Origin of the sequence: Leptotrichia wadei (genome assembly GCF_007990545.2) — a bacterium.
GTDB classification, from domain to species: Bacteria; Fusobacteriota; Fusobacteriia; order Fusobacteriales; family Leptotrichiaceae; genus Leptotrichia; species Leptotrichia wadei.
The window spans coordinates 1,828,203-1,849,144 of sequence record NZ_AP019829.2; the positions used below are offsets into that span (position 1 = coordinate 1,828,203).

At 29.7% G+C, this 20,942-nt stretch carries 16 protein-coding genes and 4 tRNA genes; 4 read left to right on the forward strand and 16 right to left on the reverse strand.

Going from position 1 to position 20,942, the window contains the following annotated elements:
* Positions 1–17 precede the first annotated feature (17 nt).
* Positions 18–245, reverse strand: coding sequence for a hypothetical protein (locus FVE73_RS08410; RefSeq protein WP_018498147.1), 228 nt, complete (start codon positions 243–245; stop codon positions 18–20).
* A 294-nt stretch (positions 246–539) separates the two neighbouring features.
* On the opposite strand from FVE73_RS08410, the gene FVE73_RS08415 reads away from it, so the two are divergent.
* Together FVE73_RS08415 and FVE73_RS08420 are read left to right on the forward strand one after the other, a co-directional pair.
* On the forward strand, positions 540–1,859 hold the full coding sequence (locus FVE73_RS08415) for an MATE family efflux transporter (protein ID WP_018498148.1): 1,320 nt from the start codon (positions 540–542) through the stop codon (positions 1,857–1,859).
* A gap of 83 nt (positions 1,860–1,942) precedes the next feature.
* On the forward strand, positions 1,943–2,254 hold the full coding sequence (locus tag FVE73_RS08420) for a winged helix-turn-helix transcriptional regulator (RefSeq protein WP_018498149.1): 312 nt from the start codon (positions 1,943–1,945) through the stop codon (positions 2,252–2,254).
* A gap of 530 nt (positions 2,255–2,784) precedes the next feature.
* On the opposite strand, the gene FVE73_RS08425 is transcribed toward FVE73_RS08420, so the two are convergent.
* The 8 genes from FVE73_RS08425 to FVE73_RS08460 all read right to left on the reverse strand — a co-directional run bounded on the left by FVE73_RS08425 (position 2,785) and on the right by FVE73_RS08460 (position 9,633).
* Positions 2,785–3,834 carry a 2,3-butanediol dehydrogenase gene (locus FVE73_RS08425; protein ID WP_018498150.1) on the reverse strand — a complete coding sequence of 350 codons (1,050 nt, stop codon included), beginning with the start codon at positions 3,832–3,834 and terminating at the stop codon, positions 2,785–2,787.
* A 788-nt stretch (positions 3,835–4,622) separates the two neighbouring features.
* A tRNA-Arg gene (locus FVE73_RS08430) sits at positions 4,623–4,699 on the reverse strand.
* 35 nt (positions 4,700–4,734) lie between these two features.
* Positions 4,735–4,828 (reverse strand) — tRNA-Ser (locus FVE73_RS08435).
* 13 nt (positions 4,829–4,841) lie between these two features.
* Positions 4,842–4,928: transfer RNA gene (locus FVE73_RS08440), tRNA-Ser, on the reverse strand.
* A gap of 172 nt (positions 4,929–5,100) precedes the next feature.
* The gene (locus tag FVE73_RS08445; RefSeq protein ID WP_018499266.1) at positions 5,101–6,546 is read right to left on the reverse strand and encodes a TrkH family potassium uptake protein; all 1,446 of its coding nucleotides are present in this window, start codon (positions 6,544–6,546) and stop codon (positions 5,101–5,103) included.
* Between the two features lie 141 nt (positions 6,547–6,687).
* On the reverse strand, positions 6,688–8,040 hold the full coding sequence (gene trkA, locus FVE73_RS08450) for a Trk system potassium transporter TrkA (protein ID WP_018499267.1): 1,353 nt from the start codon (positions 8,038–8,040) through the stop codon (positions 6,688–6,690).
* A 91-nt stretch (positions 8,041–8,131) separates the two neighbouring features.
* Positions 8,132–9,094 carry a porphobilinogen synthase gene (hemB, locus tag FVE73_RS08455; RefSeq protein ID WP_026239101.1) on the reverse strand — a complete coding sequence of 321 codons (963 nt, stop codon included), beginning with the start codon at positions 9,092–9,094 and terminating at the stop codon, positions 8,132–8,134.
* Positions 9,095–9,162: 68 nt separating this feature from the next.
* Entirely contained in the window at positions 9,163–9,633 is a 471-nt protein-coding gene (locus tag FVE73_RS08460) for a precorrin-2 dehydrogenase/sirohydrochlorin ferrochelatase family protein (protein ID WP_018499269.1), read from the reverse strand.
* Positions 9,634–9,846: 213 nt separating this feature from the next.
* Here FVE73_RS08460 and cobS point away from each other — a divergent pair, with 213 nt between their 5' ends.
* Positions 9,847–10,614 (forward strand): adenosylcobinamide-GDP ribazoletransferase, encoded by a 768-nt coding sequence (gene cobS / locus FVE73_RS08465; RefSeq protein ID WP_018499270.1) that lies wholly within the window; start codon positions 9,847–9,849, stop codon positions 10,612–10,614.
* Positions 10,615–10,743: 129 nt separating this feature from the next.
* Positions 10,744–11,355, forward strand: a complete 612-nt coding sequence (locus FVE73_RS08470; protein WP_018499271.1) for a histidine phosphatase family protein — start codon at positions 10,744–10,746, stop codon at positions 11,353–11,355.
* Between the two features lie 356 nt (positions 11,356–11,711).
* Here FVE73_RS08470 and FVE73_RS08475 read toward each other — a convergent pair whose 3' ends face one another.
* The 7 genes from FVE73_RS08475 to FVE73_RS08505 all read right to left on the reverse strand — a co-directional run bounded on the left by FVE73_RS08475 (position 11,712) and on the right by FVE73_RS08505 (position 20,829).
* On the reverse strand, positions 11,712–14,141 hold the full coding sequence (locus FVE73_RS08475) for an autotransporter family protein (RefSeq protein ID WP_146997859.1): 2,430 nt from the start codon (positions 14,139–14,141) through the stop codon (positions 11,712–11,714).
* 168 nt (positions 14,142–14,309) lie between these two features.
* Complete coding sequence (locus FVE73_RS08480) at positions 14,310–15,476, reverse strand: nicotinate-nucleotide--dimethylbenzimidazole phosphoribosyltransferase (protein ID WP_018499658.1); 1,167 nt, start codon at positions 15,474–15,476, stop codon at positions 14,310–14,312.
* 141 nt (positions 15,477–15,617) lie between these two features.
* A complete protein-coding gene (hemL, locus tag FVE73_RS08485; RefSeq protein WP_018499659.1) occupies positions 15,618–16,937 on the reverse strand; it encodes a glutamate-1-semialdehyde 2,1-aminomutase in 1,320 nt (439 codons plus the stop codon).
* Positions 16,938–17,241: 304 nt separating this feature from the next.
* Positions 17,242–17,316: transfer RNA gene (locus FVE73_RS08490), tRNA-Cys, on the reverse strand.
* Between the two features lie 39 nt (positions 17,317–17,355).
* On the reverse strand, positions 17,356–18,435 hold the full coding sequence (gene mnmA / locus FVE73_RS08495; RefSeq protein WP_018499660.1) for a tRNA 2-thiouridine(34) synthase MnmA: 1,080 nt from the start codon (positions 18,433–18,435) through the stop codon (positions 17,356–17,358).
* A gap of 25 nt (positions 18,436–18,460) precedes the next feature.
* Positions 18,461–19,333: a glycosyltransferase family 2 protein gene (locus FVE73_RS08500; protein ID WP_018499661.1), complete on the reverse strand. Its 873-nt coding sequence runs from the start codon at positions 19,331–19,333 to the stop codon at positions 18,461–18,463.
* A 35-nt stretch (positions 19,334–19,368) separates the two neighbouring features.
* Positions 19,369–20,829 (reverse strand): lipopolysaccharide biosynthesis protein, encoded by a 1,461-nt coding sequence (locus FVE73_RS08505; RefSeq protein WP_018499662.1) that lies wholly within the window; start codon positions 20,827–20,829, stop codon positions 19,369–19,371.
* Between the last annotated feature and the right edge of the window lie 113 nt (positions 20,830–20,942).

Genomic DNA, 20,942 nt, shown 5'->3' on the forward strand with positions numbered 1-20,942 from the left:
TGAAAAATCCCTGCTCTTTAATTCACTTTATAATTTAAATAATAAATCTGTATAAGTTGGAAAATTCCAATATTCCTTACCAAATTATCATATAGAACTCTCAGCACTTCCAGTCCTGTCGCCAATTTTTCCTTTGATAATTCTATCTTACCAAGCTGCAATGTTTTAAATTCTTTGAAAACTTCTTCGGAAACTCTTTTTTTAAGGTTGTTATCTCTAAAAATATTTTCTCTAAAACTTTTCATAAATTTACCTCTTTCTTTTCAATATCCTTCTTATAGCTTAGTTTTTTTACTCTTCACTTTTATAAATATAAGTTTATTATACAATGCTAGAAAATATAAGTCAAATAAAAATTTCCTTATCTTTTTTTTCTTTTTAAAAATAATAAGATAATACAATTTTTCACAACCGAAATCACAAGTATCTTTGAGCTAACTAATAAAAAACATACTTACAAAAAAGTACGTTATTCATATTAGGTAAAATAAATGTTAAAATAACAATTAAGAAACATATAAAAATCAGGAGAAGATAAAATGAAAGATTTAACAAAAGGAAACGAATTAAAAACTATAATTTATTTTTCTTTACCAATTTTAATAGGAAATTTATTTCAGCAGATTTACAATATTTCAGATACAATCATTGTGGGAAATTTTTTAGGAAAGGAAAGCCTTGCGGCTGTAGGCTCAAGTTATCAGATTAATGTACTTATAATAGCTGTTTCGATAGGGATTTCGCTAGGGACAAGCATTCTAATTTCCCAATATTTTGGTGCAAAAGATATGGGAAATTTGAAAATTACTGCAAATACAGGATTTATTTTTTCCATAGTTTTATCTCTTATTGTTACAACATTAGGTTTTTTACTGTCAAACAATATTTTAATTTTAATTAATGTTCCACAAAAATTGTTACTGGAGGCAAATATCTATTTAAAAATTATTTTTATTGGAGTTGTCCCAACTTTTGGCTATAATTCTCTCACAAATACGTTAAAAGGTGTAGGGGACTCAAAAACGCCGACTTACATCTTAATTACTTCCGTAATTTTAAATATTATCTTAGATATATTTTTTGTAGCAGTACTAAACTCTGGAGTTGCAGGAGCGGCAATTGCAACTGTTATTTCACAGTTTGTTTCTTTTTTTCTTTGCTTACTTTACATAAAATTTAAATATCCAAATTTAATTTTTAAAAAATATTATTTCAACTTAAATTTTAATATTTTAAAAGAAATACTGATTATTGGAATGCCAGCAATGTTACAGCAAGTTTTAATCAGCCTAGGATTTATTGTCATTCAAATTCTTGTAAATGGATTTGGAACAGACTGTATTGCAGCTTTTATTTCTGCTTCCCGAATTGATTCCTTCGCAGAATTGCCATCCATAAATTTAGGACAGGCGTTGATGACTTTTACAGCCCAAAATTATGGAGCCAAAAAAATGGATAGAATAATTAAAGGTGGAAAAGATAGCCTAATTTTAGGAATCTCATTTTCCATCATAATCTCAATTATTATTTTTATTTTTCCATCATTCTTTATTTCAATATTTAACCGAAATCCCGAAGTGATTTTTATAGGAAATCAATATTTACGTATAATTTCAGCATTTTACGTAATTTTCTGCACAATGCAAATACTAAATGGATTGCTACTAGGCTACGGAAAATCCTTAGTTCCACTAATAGCCTCTATTACTTCATTTTGTATGTTTCAGGTGCCTCTAGCCATTTTACTTTCCAAAACATCGTTAGGCTACAACGGAATTTGGATTGCAGCACCGATAGGCTGGACAGGAGGACTGCTAATTCGAGTATGGTATTTTATAAAAATTTCTAAAAAAATATAGAAAAAATAAAAAAATTATAGTAAAATCAAGATTATTTGGTATTTTTTAAAATTTCAAATAATTTCATCGAAAGGAAAATTTATATGGAAGAAAAAATTTACACTTGTCCGCTGGAATTAACTCAAAAAATATTATCAAAAAAATGGACAGTCATCATATTATGGCTTTTAAGACACGGAAAAGTCAGAACAAAAGATTTCAAAAATCAAATAAAAGGCAGTAACGAAAAAATGATTATCGAGCATCTAAACTATTTAATCGAAGAAAAACTCATTGAAAAAAGGGAATATGATGTTTATCCAAAAAAGACAGAATACGTTCTCACTGAAAAAGGAAAAGATTTGCTGCCTATTTTGGAACTTATGCAAAGTTATGGAGAAAAATATTATGTTTAAGAATTTCTATTTTTATTTAAAAATAAGGGGTTTTAAACTGACCCCTTGCTAAATAATAATTATAATTAAATTTGAGGAAGAATAATTTAAAAAAAATTCCTATTCTTACTTTTCCCAATTAATTTTAAATTGTTTTCTGCATAATGATTCCATCTTTCTGTTATTTCATTTAATTTAAAATTAGCAGCTTTATATTTATTATTATTTGTATTCTACTTACAATTTTTATGAATTATTATTATTATTCATTAATTCTTTATTTTTCATTTAAATATTCCTAAATTAATATTTATTAGAACTTTTATTTAATTTTTTTACTTTTCTTCCAAAAAATAATCATAAAAATATTGTTATTTTTTTAAAAAAAATCTGCTTTTTTTAATTTTAGAAAATCATAAAAAATAAAAGCAAATTCGTTTAATATTAGTTAATATTTAATAAAAGCGATAAAAAATTAATTTTATTAGTAACAAGGGGATAACCCCCTTGCTAAACATTATTTATAATTTGAAATTTAACCAATTATGAAATTATTTTGGCGACACTAAAATCTTAACTTGGCTCTTTTCTTTAACTAATGCCTCAAATCCTTCATTTACAATATCTTTCAGTTTAATTCTCTTTGTTACTAACAAATCCTTTGAAAAATATCCCTGTTTCATTAATTCCAATGTTTTAGGAAATACGTCACGATATGCGATAACTCCTTTTATTGTTCTTTCCTGAATTACTACTTCATTAGGCTGAATTGGTGCTTCTGTTTCCCAAATACTTACAACCATTAATTCTCCATCTTTTTCCGCTGCTTCAAGTGACTGTTGCAATACTGCGGGAACCCCTGTTACTTCATAAGAGACATTTACTCCTCCATTTGTTTTTTCCTTTATAAATTTAACTGAATCTACTTTTGTAGGATCTACAATAATTGCTCCCAATTTTTTAGCGATTTCCTGTCTTTCAGATGAAACTTCCACAGCATAAATTTCTGTCGCTCCAGAAGCTCTTAAAGCATCAATAATAAGAAGACCAATTGGTCCGCATCCAAATACTGCTGCTGTATCTCCTGTGTTAAATTTACTTTGTCTGACAGCATAAACTGCCACTGCTGCAGGTTCAGTTAATGCTCCTTGTTCATAATCAATTTCATCTGGCAATTTATGAGCCTGATCCTCATTTACAACTACAAATTCAGAAAAACCTCCTCCTCCACCTGCAAGTCCAACAAAATTCAAGTTTGGATCCAAATTATACTTCCCAATTAATCCATTTTTTGCCAAAATTGGCTCAACTGTAACCCTATCTCCAACTTTAAATTTAGTAACTTTACTTCCAATCTCTATAATTTCTCCACAAAATTCATGTCCCATTGTAATCGGTGCTTTTTCTCCTGTATAAGGATGTGGTTCATTTACAGGAATAAAAATTGGTCCTCCTAAATATTCATGTAAATCACTCCCACAAATTCCTGCATATTCTACTTTAATCTTTATTTGATTTTCCCTTCTTATCTCTGGAATTTCAACTTCTTCTACTCTTACATCTTTTCTATTATGCCATCTTGCAGCTTTCATTGTTGCCATCTTATTCCCTCCTATGCTTAAGTCATTTGTAAAAGTCTAAAATCTCCAATAATTACAATGCTTTTACACTTGTAATTCTTACTATTTTTCTCCAACATTTTTGATATAAAATTTTAATATTTCAGATTAAAATACTATATTTTTGAGTTTTTATATTATTACTTTTACAATCACCTATTATACTATTTTAGACTTTAATAGTATACCCTATTTTTTTTCAAAATCAATATGTACTTACAATTTTTTGTATCTAAATATTTTAATAACAAAGTAATTTATACTAAACCCCATTTAAATAACGAATTTATTACAAATTTTTCTAATAAAGGATATAAACCTAATATTTTCAAGTAATTTAAGATATAATTTTTATTTTTTAAACAGAGTTTAGTATGAACTAATCCGTCGGAGCATTTTTCTGTGCTGGCAAAACTGTTTGAGCATAGCGGCGAGTCTTTTGTCAGTGCAGAAAAATGTCGTAGACTAGCCATAGGTTGTAGGATTTGCGGCAATGAGCAATCCTACGGAAATAAAAAAGAAAAAAGTTGAATGATTATGAATTAGCTATTGAACAATTCTATTATAAAAATTTATTCTCATTTTTAAACGGGGTTTAGTATTAAATAAAATATTATTTTATATTATTTTATATTATATTATATTATATCATTCTAATAATTAAATACTATTACAAAAAAATGAAGAGTTTTAAAAACGCCCCCAAAATGTCTCCAAAGGTTTTTTTAAATCTCTTCAAGCTATATAAATACTGTATTCTATTTATAAAATGGCGCACCTGACAGGAGTTGAACCCATAGCCTTCTGATCCGTAGTCAGACGCTCTATCCAATTGAGCTACAGATGCATGTATATTTTTTCCATTCTTTTATTAAAAAAAAATGGCGGAGAAGGAGGGATTTGAACCCTCGATCCAAGTTTTAGCCCGGATACTCCCTTAGCAGGGGAGCGCATTCGGCCTCTCTGCCACTTCTCCAAAATTATTTAAATGGCGGGTGAACTGGGATTCGAACCCAGACATCTTGCGATTTCGCCGGTTTTCAAGACCGGTCCCTTAGCCGTTCGGACATCCACCCGTAAATTACTCAATTAGTATATCATATTTTTATATTACTTGTCAATAACTTTTTTAAAAATTTATAAAATGGCATATTGTCAAGTCAAGTATAAAAAAAATATGCCAATTACTTTATAGTTAAAACTACTAATACTCTGGCATAATTTATAAATTGATTTTATATGTGTTTTTTATTTTAATCTCCATGTCGTTGGTGAAAATAATATTAACATTGGAAAAATTTCTAATCTTCCTGCCAACATTCCAAAACTCAAGATTACTTTTGAAAAATTATTTAATTCGACAAAACTAAATGCCGGACCAACTTTTCCCAATCCAGGTCCAATATTGTTAAACGTAGCGGCAACAGCACTAAAAGCTGTCATAAAGTCATCAGTAGAATAGGAAATCATTAATAGTATTCCTCCAAAAACTAATGAATAGATTAAAAAGTATACTGCGATACTTTTTTGCATTTTCATATTTACTGGCTTGTCATCATATTTTATTGTGACTACACGATTTGGACTTATCATCTGAATTATTTCTGCAAAGTAGATTTTTACCATTAAAATAACTCTTGATATTTTTAACCCTCCTGCTGTGGATCCCGCACATGCTCCAAAAAACATTAAAATTAATAATATGACTTGTGAGAATAACGGCCATTTTCCAAAATCAGCTGTTGAATATCCCGTTGTTGTAATAACTGATGAAACTGAGAAAAATACATCTCTTATACAATGTAAAATTGAATCATAACCTTTACAGATATTTAAAACTATTAAAACAATTGCTCCAAAGACAATTAACAAATAATATCTTAACTCTTCATTTTTAAATACATCTTTTATCTTTCCAATTAAAATAAAATAATAAATGTTGAAGTTTACTCCAAACACTATCATTCCAATTCCAAGCACTACTTCAATGTAAGGACTCTTGTATGGTAAAATACTTCCGTTTCTTACTCCAAATCCACCTGTTCCAGCTGTACCAAATGCCAGAAGTGAAGATTCAAATAAATCAAGTCCTCCAAATATTAGTAAAATTATTAAAACTATTGTCATAACAATGTAAATTTTATAAAGCATTCTAGCAGTTGTTGACAATTTTGAAACTAATTTTCCAAATGTTGGTCCAGGAACTTCAGCCTTCATTACGTGAACTGATGTTGCAGAACTTGGAAAAATTGCAAGTGCTAGTACCAGAACTCCCATTCCTCCCACAAAATGGGTAAAACTCCTCCAAAACAAATTAGAATGGCTAATTTTAGTAAGATCTGTTATTATGCTTGATCCTGTGGTTGTAAATCCGCTTACAATTTCAAAAAAAGCATCAATAAACGACGGTATTTCCTTTGTAAACACAAACGGCAATGCTCCAAATATAGACATCAGAATCCAAGACAAGGACACTATTATGTACCCTTCTCTTCCTTGAATCCTCTGATCTTCAGGAAGTTTTGCCGAAAGTGCAAATCCAATTGCCAAGAGAAGACCTATTACAGATCCGTAAGCAACTTTATATTTTGCACTTTCATTATATAAAAAACTTATAATCAAAGGCAAAACCATTAATCCAGCCTCAAGTATAAGTATTTTTCCGATTATAAAACTTATCATTTTTTTATTCATTTTTACTCCTTAAACCCAATATGTATATCAAAAGTTTATACAGCAGTATTTTTTAGCTTAATTCTAAAATTTTTAATAAAAAATTTTAGCTGTCATTTTATTTTTAGGGCTTTCACTTTTATATTAACACATATTTAAATTTTATTCTAAAATATCATCAAAATCTTCGATCGAAGATGCTGTTGTAACGACCATCACACTATCGTTAATTTTTATTGCATCATTTCCTCCAGGAAAAATCATTTTTCCATCTCTTAATATGCTCGCAATTAATGTACCTTTTTTTATTTTTAAATCTTTCAACGAGATATCAATAGCACGGCTGTTTTTATTAATTTCAAAAGTAATAAATTCTACTTGACTTTCTAACCTATATAGAAAGCTCATTGTAGAGCCTCGCATATTAGTTTTTGATCTTACAACGCTTATTATCATATCGGAAATAACTTTTTTAGGTACAACTGTAGATGTTCTTGTATTTTTTTCAAGTATTGAAAGCATTAGAGTCCTGTTCATTTTTGTGATTAATTTAGAATTTGTTATGGAATTTACAAACATTGTAATAACTGTATTCTCTTCGTCACTATCTGTAAGAATTACAGTTGAATCATAATTATTTATCCCTTCCTGCATCAGAAATTCCTGATCAGCTTCATCTCCTCTTATTACAATTGCCTTTGGATACGACTCACTTAATTTTTCTGCACGTTCCTTATTATTTTCTATAACTTTTACTTTAATTTTGTTTTCCAGCAGCTTTCCTATTAAATAATGGGAAATTGTTCCTCCACCAACAAGCAGTGCAGAATCAATTTTTAAATTGCTTTTTTCAATTTTATCGTAAAATTTATGTACTGCTTCCTTTGATCCTGCAATATGGACAATATCCCCTTCTAAGATAGTAAAATCTCCACTTGGAATAAATACATCTTCACCTCTTCTAACAGTACAAATAATCACTTTATCCTTTGAACTGAATTCGAGTTCTTTTAACTGCATTCCATTTAAAAAGTTATCTTTTTGAACTCTTATTGAAATAAATCCAGCTCTTTGACCAAAAAAGTTTTCTACACTTAAAGCGACTGGAAACATTAATTTATTTGCAATACTTTTAGCAGTTTCCTGTTCAGGATTTATCATAAGCGAAATTCCAAGCCCTTCCCTTACAAACTGCATATTTGAACTATATTCAGGATTTCTCACTCTTGCTATTGTAAATTTTGTTCCAAGTTTTTTTGCTATAATAGAAGAAATTATATTTAACTCATCTGATTCTGTTGCCGCAATAAAAATATCAGCCGTATCTGTCCCCGCTTCCAACAAAGTTTCATAAGAAGCCCCATTTCCAACAAGTCCTGTTATATCATAAGTTTCCACAAGTCTATTTAATATTTTCTCTACCTTCTCAATTAGAATAACATCATTTCCTTCTGCTGAAAGTTCACTGCAAAGCGACTCTCCAACAACACCAGCTCCCGCTATAACTATTTTCATACTTTTTCTCTTTCTTTCATAAAATTTTTATTTATTTTTTATATAATATATTTGATAATTTTTTATTTTATTACCTTCATTTTAAAGAATCTTAAATGTATCTTGCAACTTCCTTCGCATAATAAGTAATAATCGCATCTGCTCCTGCACGTTTCATAGCATACATTTGCTCCATCACAATTTTCATTTCATCAATCCACCCATTTTGAGCCGCAGCCTTTACCATCGAATATTCCCCCGAAACACTGTAAGCTACAATTGGAACTTCAAAAGTATCACTTACTTTTTTTATTACATCAAGATATGCCATCGCAGGCTTTACAATTATAATATCCGCTCCTTGCCGTAAATCTTCGGCAACTTCATCTATTGCATCCTTTGAATATTGAAAGTTCATCTGATAGGACTTTCTGTCACCAAATTGTGGTGCCGAATCTGCTGCATCTCTAAAAGGTCCATAAAATGCAGATGAATATTTTACAGAATATGCCATTATTGGAATATTTTCTAAATGATTTTGAGCTAAAACTTTTGAAATCTTTTCTACACGTCCATCCATCATATCCGATGGAGCTACAATGTCAACTCCTGCCTTTGCATAAGAAAGTGCCGTTTTTCCCAAAACTTCCAAGGTTTCATCATTCTTAACATAGCCATTTTCATCAAGTATCCCACAATGTCCGTGGTCTGTATATTCACAACAGCAAATATCACAAATCACAAGAAAATTATCATAATTTTTCTTAATAAATCTAACTGCATTTTGAATAATTCCATTTCCATTATATGCTTCTGTAGCACAAGCATCCTTTTTTTCAGGAATACCAAAAAGTAAAATTGAATTTATCCCTAATTTTACAAGTTCATCTAATTCTTCCGAAAGTCTATCAATTGAATATCTAAAAATTCCAGGCATCGACAGAATTTCACTTTTAATATTTTCACCTTCCTCAACAAAAATCGGATAAATCAAGTCCTCCTTCGCAATATAGACATCTTTTACAAGATTTCTAATAACTTCATTTTTTCTCAGTTTTCTATGTCTTTTAAACAATTTTACTTCACCTTTTTTCATTTCCTCTATTTATAATTTAAAATCAGATTATTCAACAATCTATTTTTTTATTTTTCAATTCTATCCAAAATCTTTTGAATCTCGCTTTTCATAGCACGTGAACGTCTGCAATTTTTCCCGCTCGTAGAAACTGCAATTTGAAACTCATCATTTTTTACAATTCCTCCAAACATCACATTCATCTTAGTTTTTGAAGATACATTATTAATCAGTATTCCTTTAGAATCACAAATTTCAGCCACATTTTCATTCAATTCCTCATTATCCGTAGCTGCAATAACTAAAAAATACTCTTTTACAAGTTTTTCAATCTCATCGTTATCATTTTCAATTTTTCTATTATTCTCTATTCTCAAGTTTTCCAGTTCCAGCAACTTCTCTTCTGCAATATTTTCCGCAATAACCGTAATATCAGCCTCATATTCCATAATTTTGCTAATCTTTTTAAATGCAACTTTTCCGCCGCCAATAACCAAAACTTTTTTATCTTTTAAATTTACAAATAATGGAAACCACATATTTTAATACTCCTTCTGTTTTTTATTTGATGACAATAGAATAACATATTATAAAAAGAAAAACAAGCGATTTACAGCATAATATTTTTTTCACTAATTTTTTAAAAAAGAAGTAAAAATAACGTGATTTTTTAATATAAAAATGATAAAATAAATCTGTTTGACAACTACGAAAATAAACAAAAAAATCCAAAAAATAAAAATGGAGATATTATGAAGTACATAAAAAATTTTTTTGAACAATTTATCATTCTCATTCAATTTATGACACGAATCCCAATACCGCTAAAAATCAGCTACAGCGAAAAAAAATTTGGAAAATCAATAAAATTTTTCCCTTTAGTCGGCTTAATCATCGGCTTAATTTTATATTTTGCAAATTTTTTAATTATAGTCTATTTAAAAAATATTTTTTATAACAAAACAATAATTGCCATATTTTTAATAATTTTAGAAATCCTGATTGTAGGAATAATCCATATTGATGGGCTTGCTGATACTTTTGATGGACTATTCAGCTACGCAAAAAAAGAAAAAATGCTAGAAATTATGAAAGACTCAAGAATCGGAACAAATGGAGCGGTTGTTTTAATTTTATATTTTATCACAAAAACTGTCCTAATCTCTGAAATAATTACAACAAACCCCAAATATCTCATAATCTTTCCGATTATTGCCAGACTTTCAACCCCAGTAAATGCTGGACTTTCTAACTATGCCCGAAAATCTGGAATGAGCAATTCCATAATTTCTGAAAATGGCATCTTTGAAGCGATTTTTTCACTTGCTCTATCAACTATCCTAGTTTTTTATATAATTAGCATAAAAGGAATTATTACTATATTCATTGCATTTATATTTATAATTATTTTTATGCTAAATGTAAGAAAAAAAATTGATGGAATAACTGGCGACACAATGGGAGCTTGTCTTGAACTTACTTCAATTCTAGTTTTATTTTTAGGAATTGTTTTGAGATAAAATTTAAATAATAGATAACCATACAAACTTAGAATTTAATAAAATATTCTGAGGCAAGGGGTCTTGACTCCTTGTAGAAATAAAAAAAATTAGGTTATCGAATAAAAAATAAAGAAAGGAAAAAATAAAATGACAGAAATTTTATTTATACGCCACGGCGAAACAGATTATAATAAAAAAAATTTATATTACGGACATTTGAATCCAGGTTTGAATGAAACTGGAATTAATCAGTTAAAAAATACAAAAAAGAAACTTGAAGAAATGAATGAAAAAATCGACATAGTTTTTTCAAGCGACTTGAAAAGATGTAGACAAAGCCTTGAATTACTTGAACTTGATGAAAATATTGAAAAATATTTTTCAGAAGAGTTAAGAGAACTTAATTTTGGAGATATTGAAGGAAAAAGTTATGATAAAATTAGAAAAGAATTTCCGTATTATATTGATGAAATGAAAAATAATTGGAAATATTTTAGAACAAAAGGAGGAGAAAGCCTTGATGATTTACAAAAACGGATTATAAAAAAAATTGATGAAATAAAAGAAAAATATCAAAATAAAAAAATTCTTATTGTAGCTCATGCTGGTGTCATTCAAACTGCAATTAGCTATTATTTATTTAATAATTTAGATGGATATTGGAAATTTAAGCTGGATAATGGGAGTATTACGAAGATGGTTGTGACAGATGATGGGTTTATTTATTTTGATTATATAAACCATAAGCCGCAATATTAAAAATCATATAAACTTAGGATTTGAGTAAAATAGTCACAGTTTTGGAATTTATACTAAACCCCATTTGAATAACGAATATGTTGTAAATCTTTTTAGCAGATTAAACCTGATATTTATTTTCAAATAATTAAAATAAATATTCGCTTTTTAAACAGGGAATAGTATTAGTTTTAAATCAGTTTTACTACATTTGTCATCAGTCAATAAATTTGTTATGGATATTATTTAATAAGGGGCCTTGACCCCTTGTCAGAAAGCAAACAAAATATCTTCTCTATTTTTCAAACAGGATTTGACATAAATATTTTTACTGTGCCATAATTAACAAAAAAATCAATCAAATTTTAAAATTTTCACTAAAAAGTATGTTTAAATCCAATTGTTCCTTTGTATCCTGAACGATTTGAATTATTGAAAGAATGTTCATATCTCGTATCAACGTAAAGATTACTTTTTTGTCCTAAAGGAGCTTGAGCACCTAGTCCAATTTCTCCCCAAGTTGTACCAAGTTTTTCAGTTATTTTGTCTGAACCAATGTTTGTGTATTTGCTATCGTATTTTGTGAAGTCGTGCCACACGTTTGCGACTGCGTAATATGAGTTTGTTCTACTATTACCATTATCACCATTGTATGCTAATCTTACGCCAGCTCTTCCACGAAGTCCGTTTCTGTTATCTTGGTTGACATTTCTTAATCCGTCATTAAACGATTTTGTATTCAGATATTGGTAAATTAATTGAGCTTGTGGTTCAACTGACCAATTTCCATTTTTTGAGATATTAAAAGATTTTCCAGCTTCTCCTGAAAGTAATAGTCCAAAGCCGTTTTGTTTTGCACTGTAATCATCTCTTGAATTATATTTATTTTGTAAGTAAGAAACTTGTCCTACTAAATCGTAATATGAACCTTTGGGAGTATATTTAGTTTTTGTAATTCCTAATGAAATACTTTCAGATTTTCCTTTTCCTGTATACTTGCTATCGGAAATTTTTCCATTTTCAGCACGGTATTCATCAAAAAAGTCCGTATTTGCTCTGTTATACGAAATATATCCACCTAGCAAATGATCATTTCCATTTTTATCCTTATTAATTTTAAAATCGTGTCCAATTTGTACCCCGTAAAGATTTCCTTCATACTGGAATCTGTCTGTTCCATTTTCATTTAATCCGCTTCCATAAATTCTTGTCCAAATTTGTCCTTTATCAGCCGACATATTTTCTAAATCAAGAATTCTATTTTCCCCTCTTCTTTCATGTAAAGTTCCAACAGTTGAGTATCCCATTTCCATATTAACTTTTGGCATCAATACATATGCAGAAACAGGTTGTGCCATAATGTAAATTGGACGGCTAGAACCAGAAGATCCGCCAGTTGTTCCCCCAATTATTCCAGCAGTTGCCCCAGAGCTTCCAAGTGGCGAGATTGTCCAGTAATATTCCCAAATTCCATTAACTTGTCTACTAGTAAGTTGTGCTTCAGCGGCTCCAGCAGTTTTTGCAGTTCCAGTAAATGTAGTTGGCGATGAATTTCCAGCTACTTTTACAACTGGGACACTGTTTATCCGTTGCGATAGTTGCTGAACATTTCCAGGAATATAATTTTCAAATATATTTTCTTGTGGGGTATCATCAATATAAATTGGTACTACTTTTGTTGTTCCGGTTGCATTTCCTGTGATATAGACTAAATCCGATTCTGAGTTTTCCCCATTTTCACCACCTGGTGCATTCCAAATAGTATTCATTTCAATTCTACCATTATCTCCATGATAATTTCCTTCTATAATAAGTTTATCCTTATTAGAATCATTTGTTAACTGAATAAGTCCACTGTTATTTAAAGTTCCATCATTATTAATTCCATCAGATGTCAATTTTATATGATAAATTGAAGTTACCCCATCACTTTCTGTAACATTACTTTCATCAAACGATAAAAAAGATTTTTTATCTATATTTAATGAATTAATTATTGCTCTTTGTTCAGAAAGAGAACTATTTTTACTTAATCCCCAGTATGCTCCACCTACCAAATTTACATTTAAAACAGATTTTCCATGTTTTGTCATCAAACCTAATATTTGTGTCCCACCATCACCTTCAGTGCTATCATCTATTCCATTAACTGTCAATTCTGAATAAACACCATTTGCTTCATCTGCATCAACTTCAACTAACCAACCATCAACAGCTGAATGAATTTGTGATTTAAAACCATTAGTACCGATTAAATTAAGTTCCGCATTTTTTATTCCATATCCATTCTTAGCTTCAACTTTTACAGTAGGCACTGTTGAATTTGGTGCTGTTATAAAAACATCTTTTAAAGTTACTTTCTGATTTGTAGCACTAGAATTTGCTCCTGTAATTGGATTTATTACTGTATATAAAATTGCTTCTTTTGATGAACCAAAATTCATGTCAATATTACTTGATACTCCAATCTGACCAGTCGCTTTAAATTCTGTATTTGAATCTGTCACTGTTATCAAAGTTCTAGGTGTAAATAAAGGACTTGGCGTTCTTGAATCTATATCTCCTTGCCCTGTAAAAATAAATTTTTTACCTTCACTAATTCTAAAAACACCATGTGAATAATTATTATAATTAAGAACATCCCCATCTCCAGTACCAGAATTTACAATATATTCTCCATTTGCATTTGAAGTTATAGGTGTTGCCACTGCAAGTCCACCTGTCATCAAAAATGTGATTAGAAGTGCTTTTGTGTACTTTTGTTTCTTTTTTAGAATTTTCTTTAAAAATCTTTCTATTTCTTTCATAATTGTCTCCTTCGTTGCTTTTTTTTTTTTTTGAAAATTTAATTAAATTATACCATTTTTTTTAGTTTCTGTCAAAAAAATATAAAATTATAAATCAGCAACTCTCTGATGAAATATTACAAAAAATTTTATTATCAACATAAATTAAATTTTAATATAGCAAAATTTCTAAACATCAGGATATTCCCTCACAACCTTCGTAATATTACAAGCACCCTCAATCACAGGAAACATCATAACTGCTCCAGTTCCTTCCCCCAATTTCATATTCATAAAAAGCATTGGCTCTAAATCCAGTTCCTTCATAATATATTTCATTCCTGGCTCTTCACTTAAATGTGAAGCAATCATAAATTCTCTTGAAATTGGACAGATTTTATAGGCAATAAGAGCGGAAACAGCGGAAATAAAGCCGTCTATCACAACAGGAACACGATTTTTAGCACATCCTAAATAAGTTCCAGCCATTCCGGCAATATCCAATCCCCCAACTTTAGCCAGCACATTTATTATACTTTTTTGATATTCTTCTGTTTTAAAGTTTTCAAAATTTATTTTACTTTCAAAATCTGTATTTTTTTTATCTTTTTTAACATTCTTTTTTTCTTCAACATTTTTACTTTTTTCAAAAAAATCCAGCAAACCATTTACTTGAATTGCCTTTTTCACAACATTTTTTTTATGCTCCAAAGTTTTATCATCAATTCCACTCCCATAACCAACAATCTCATCTATCGGCAAATCCGTAAGAACCTTCAAAACCGCACTGCTAGTCGTAGTGTTTCCAATCCCCATTTCTCCCGTTGCAAACAAATTATACCCATCCTTCACAAATTCATCAACCATCTCAATTCCAGTTTCAATCGCTTTCACAGCCTGCTCATAAGTCATTGCAGCTTCTTTAGCAATATTATTAGTACCAGACTTTATAATTTTTTTTTCAATGATTCCTGAAAGATTTATCTCATTTTTAATATCTGAACTTTCATCAATTCCCAAATCTACTACTCTAATATCTGCATCGTAAACCATCCCAAGAGCATTAATCGACGTTTTTCCATTTAACATCGCTTCCACAACATATTGTGTTATCACTCTTTTAGATTTACTTACCTTTTCCCGTTCTACTCCATTATCAGCCGCCATAACAAGCACCATCTTTTTATCAGGCTTATAATTTTTGTCAATTCCTTCCAGCCGAATTGCCAATTCTTCCAGCTTTCCTAGTCCTTTTGGAGTTTTTAACAATGAATTCAGTTCTTTTTCCTTTTCTTCCATTCTATTTTTATCTAGTGGTTTTATTTTTTTTATTGTATTAAATAATAATTTCCCCATTTATTATTCCTCTATTCGTAATTTTATTATTTAGAAATGCTAACAATAAGTGTTTTTCAACAAGGTATCAAACCCTCTTACCATAAAATATATTTTCTATTTTTCAAATTACAAGTTTATGTAATTTTTAATAATTCAATTTTAAATATATTTGGGTATAGTTCCAGATTTTTTAGCAATTTTTTCAAAAGTTTTTTCCACACCAGCCAATATTTTCTCCATATCCTCATCATTATGAACATAAGAAACAAAATGCGCTTCATATTTTGAAGGTGGCACAATTACACCATTTTCTAACATTGTGTTAAAATATATGCTGTAAAATTCGCTATTTGTACTCATTGCATCTTCCAAGGTTTTTACTTTTTCCTTTGCAAAAAATATTGTAAAAAGGCTTCCAAAATAATTTACAGTTGCTGGAACATCGTATTTTTTTATTAATTCATTAATTTTATTTACTAGATTTTCTGTTTTTTTATTTATACTTTCATAAATTTCAGGATTTTCCTTTAAAATTGAAATAGTTTCTATTCCCGCCGCAACTGAAATCGGATTTCCAGAAAGTGTTCCAGCATGATAGACATTTCCGACAGGCGAAATTAAGTCCATAATTTCTCTTTTTCCTCCAAAGCCGCCAACTGGATAGCCACCGCCAATAATTTTCCCCAAAATAGTCAAATCAGGCGTAATCCCAAACACTTTTTGAACTCCTCCCAATGAAACTCTAAATCCTGAAATTACCTCATCAAAAATTAAAACAATATTTTCCTTTTGTGTAATTTCACGCACTTTTTCCAAGTACTCCTTTTCTGTTTCAATAATTCCCATATTTGCAGGAATTGGTTCAATAATCACACACGCAATATCCTTATCATTTTCCAAAGTCTCCTTTAACTTTTCAAAATCCCCAAAAGGCAACGTTATCGTATCCTTCACAACGCCTTCAGTAATTCCGTTACTATCCTGATGCTCAAAAGTCAAAAGCCCTGATCCAGCCTTAACTAACAGCGAATCCGAGTGTCCGTGATAACATCCTTCAAACTTTATAATCTTATTTTTACCAGTAAATGCACGAGCGAGTCTCACACTAGCCATAGCTGCTTCCGTCCCTGAAGTAGTCAATCTCAATTTTTCGATCGACGGAAAACAGCTTTTCACAAGCTCCGCCAATTCCACTTCCTTTTTCGTAGGCAACCCGAACGAAGTTCCCTTTTCAAGCTCCTTTTTCACAACTTTCAAAACTTGTGGATAATTATGCCCCAAAATCATCGGTCCCCAAGACCCAATCATATCCACATACTCATTTCCATCTTCATCATAAAGTTTACTCCCATTTCCACTTTTAATAAAAATCGGATATTCGTTATTGACAGATTGAAATGCCCTAACTGGACTATTTACTCCACCAGGTATCGATTCCTTTGCTTTTTCATAAATTTTTTTGGAATTATTTGTATTCATTTTTGCTTTCCTCTTTTCCTTATTTTACTTAATTTAAACTAAAATTACATTTGAGTATATTTTATCATATTTATTTTAATTTTGGAAATATTATGCTATTCCTCATTTAAATAGTAGATTTTTAAGACTCCTTTTTAATAAATAAATATGTTTCTCTTCTAAGTTATAATAATAAAAATAATATTCTGATTTAAATCTTCATCATATTTTCACTCCAAAATTCAAAAAAGAAAAAATCTTTATAAAACAAAAAAATAACTACATAAAGTAGTTATTAATATAATTATTATTGGTAATTTATTAATGGAGGCGACAACCAGATTCGAACTGGTGTACAAGGTTTTGCAGACCTCTGCCTAAGCCACTCGACCATGTCGCCACTTGACTTTTATAAGTTTATCATGTTTTCAAACTTTTGTCAAATATTTTTTATTTCTCCTCCACCAACAATCTCATTTTCCAAATAGAATACAATATGCTGCCCTTCAGAATTTTCATGAGTCTTTTCATCAAATTCAAAAATTAATTTATTTTTTTCATCTTCTAAAATCTTTAATTTCCCAGTCAGACCTCTTGAAGAAAATCTTGGACGTGCAGTTAATTTTACTCCAATTATATTTTCCAAACCACAATGAAATTTATAATTTATCACTTCAATTTCCTTTACTAGCAATTCTTCAAAATCCCCCACGACAACTTCATTTGTTTCTGGCCGAAGTTCCAGCACAAAAAACGGCTTTCCCAAATTAAGCCCCAACCCACGTCGCTGTCCAACGGTGTAAAACTGATAACCTATATGCTCTCCAATGATTTTCCCGCTTTTATCCACAAAGTTCCCCTTTTTCACATCATTTCCAAGTACTTTTTTCAAAAATGGAATATATCCGTTCGGAGCAAAGCAGATTCCTTGGCTATCTGGCTTATTGTGTGTATGAATTCCGTTTTGTCTCGCAATTTCTCGAACTTCTGATTTTTTATATTCTGAAAGTGGAAATAAAAATCGCTCCACTACTTCCTTATCCAGCCGATAAAGCATGTAAGACTGATCTTTTCTGTTATTTTTATCCCACAAAAGCACGTTATTTGGGCTAACTTTTGAATAATGCCCTGTTGAAATGTACTTTATTCCCATTTTATCAGCAAATTCCACAAGTTTTCTTATTTTCACCTTTTCATCGCAAATCACACAAGGCGAGGGAGTTTTTCCTGCATTATACATTTTTACAAAATATTCCATCACATCTCTTTTAAATTCCTCCACAACATTTAAAACATAATGGGGAATTTCCAAAGTATAACAAGTATACCTCGCATCATTTATGTCATCCAAAGAACAGCACGTTTTCCCTGGATTTTCCGAAAGTTCATCAGGCAAATGCTTTAATGTAACTCCAATTACTTCATATCCTTGCTGCTTTAACAACAGAGCGGCAACAGAGCTGTCTATCCCGCCGCTCATTCCAACAACAACTTTTTTGTCATCTAATTTTTTATCCATTTTTTATTTTTATTTCTCCTATTTTTTACAACTTAACTTTTTTCCACATAAATTCCCCAACTGGAATTGCAAATATTAAAAATAATTTATTTTTGCTTTCTTTAAATATTTTTCTAAATTTATAGCCCGCCACTTTGCAAAATTTATAATAAACAGCATTATTTAAAATTTTCCGCTTAAAAGTCAACTTTTGAGAATTTATTTCATTGTGATAAAGTGCCTGCCCTTTCGGATTCCTCAACAGTAAATTATTATATTTCGCAGTCAGCCCATCTTCCTGATATTCCTTTATCTCAATTTTCTCATTTACGTAAACCATTTTATATTTCTCACAAATTCTATTATAAACAACTGCTTCCGTAATAAACTTCTCATCTTCAAAAACTGGAAACTTGTATTTTTTTATAATTTCAGTTCTGAACATAATCCCCTTATCGCCCTTAACTCCATACTTATTATAAATTTCAAATTGTGTCGAAATCATTTCCTTTTCTGGAAAACTAGAGCCGATAATTCCCCCATTTGGATAAGTCGACAAATATCCCATTCCAGCAATATCGGCATTCTTTTCATATTTTTTCCAATATTTCAAAATAATTTCAAGCCCATTTTCCACATATTCATCATCTGAATCAAGACAAATAAAAAGTTCCCCATTCGCCTTTTCCGTTGCAAAGTTATAAGCCCTCTGCTTACCGCCATTTTCCTTAAAATAATATTTTATATCCAACTTCTTTTCACACAAAAATTTCTTTACTTTTTCTTTAGTTCCATCAGTAGAACCATCATCCACAATAAGCCATTCAAAGTCTTTAAAAGTCTGCTTTTGAAGCGATTTATACAATTTTTCAAGCAGTTCCTTTCGATTAAAAGTTGGTGTAAAAACTGTAAATTTCATTTTCTAATTCCCCTTATTTTCCAAAAATTTAAAATTTATTGTTTCATAATTTTTCTTTTTATTCCATTTACAAGATTCATAATTTTAGTTAAAACTTCTTTATTTACAAGCAATTTTGTTACTATTACTAAATACACTATTTTCAAACCAAATTTTACTATTGAGATCTGATCATTTGACAAGTAAAATATAACAGGATTCACGATAATTATGAAATATAAAAATAATTTTTTATAATTAAATGAAATCTTATATTTTTTTCTTATAATCATCATTTCCATAATCGCCCTGAACAAAAAGGCAAACAATGTAGTCCATGCCGCAATAATCGGACCAATTTCAGGAAACTTCGGTATAAATATTATATTTCCAGCTAAATTAAATATCATTGCAAACATTGTAAAATAAAAAATGTATATACTGTCTTCGTGAAAATGGAAAAAATAATCTAGACAAAATAATGCCTGTATTACAATTCCAGCCAAAATTAATGGCATATAATTAATCGCCTGATAATAACTTTTTGGAAATATTAATTTTATTCCTTCTGGAGCAAATAATTGTGCAATTACACAGGCAAATGAAATAATCGCAATAAAATTTTCCACACTTCTTGTTATCGTCGGATTTGTCTTATCCTCCTTCATAGCCTCGTAAAACTCTGGTGTCCAGCTATTTACAAAAGATCCCGTAACAACTGATAAAACTCTTCCTCCAGTAAAGGCAAGCGTATATCCACCAACCACCGCAAGCGAAACAAATTTTGCCAAAACAAGTCTGTCACTTAAATTTACAACTTGGTCTGTAAGTTCAATAAAAATAAGTGGCAATCCATTTCGCAGTGAATATTTCACATAATCAAAATTCAGCTTAAATCTAAATTTTCCAAAATAATCTTTAAAATAAAATAAAAAGACTATAAGCAATGCAATTAAATTTGCAAATTGGTTTCCAAAAACTCCCCATTTCAAATATTTTATAAAATAAATTGCTAAAATATAAGTTGTAAAAAGACTTATAACACTTCCTATTGCTACTTTCATATACATTCTCTTCATTCTAAATAAAGTTGTTGAGAGATTATTAAAGGCATTCGCTGTGGCAATTAAAATACTGACAATTATTAAAGGATAATAACTTACTTTGCTTAAATTCACAATGTATGAAAACAGTTTTTGAGCCATTGGCGTAAATAAAAAAATATATGTCAAAATATTAAAAACAACTATTATCAAAGTTGAAGAAAACATATAGCTTCCAAATTCATCTTCATTTTCCTTCAAATCCACATATTTTTTCATCTGAGCATTATATAACCCCAACCCTAAAATTACTGTAAATAGTGACGTAATCGGAGCTAACGTTCCTACAATCCCAAATTCCTCCTGTGTCAGCAATCTCGTTATTATTGGCAAAAACACAAATGAACCCATTTTTGTAACTAAATTCATAAGAGAATAAACCATTGTTCCCTTTAATAAATTTTTATTATCCATCTTTCCTCATTTCTATTTTTTTATTTTTACAAAAAATTAATTTTCTTTGACTAACACCTAATTTGTTACAATTACATATAATTTCAAAATAAGTATATTATTTAAATATAAAA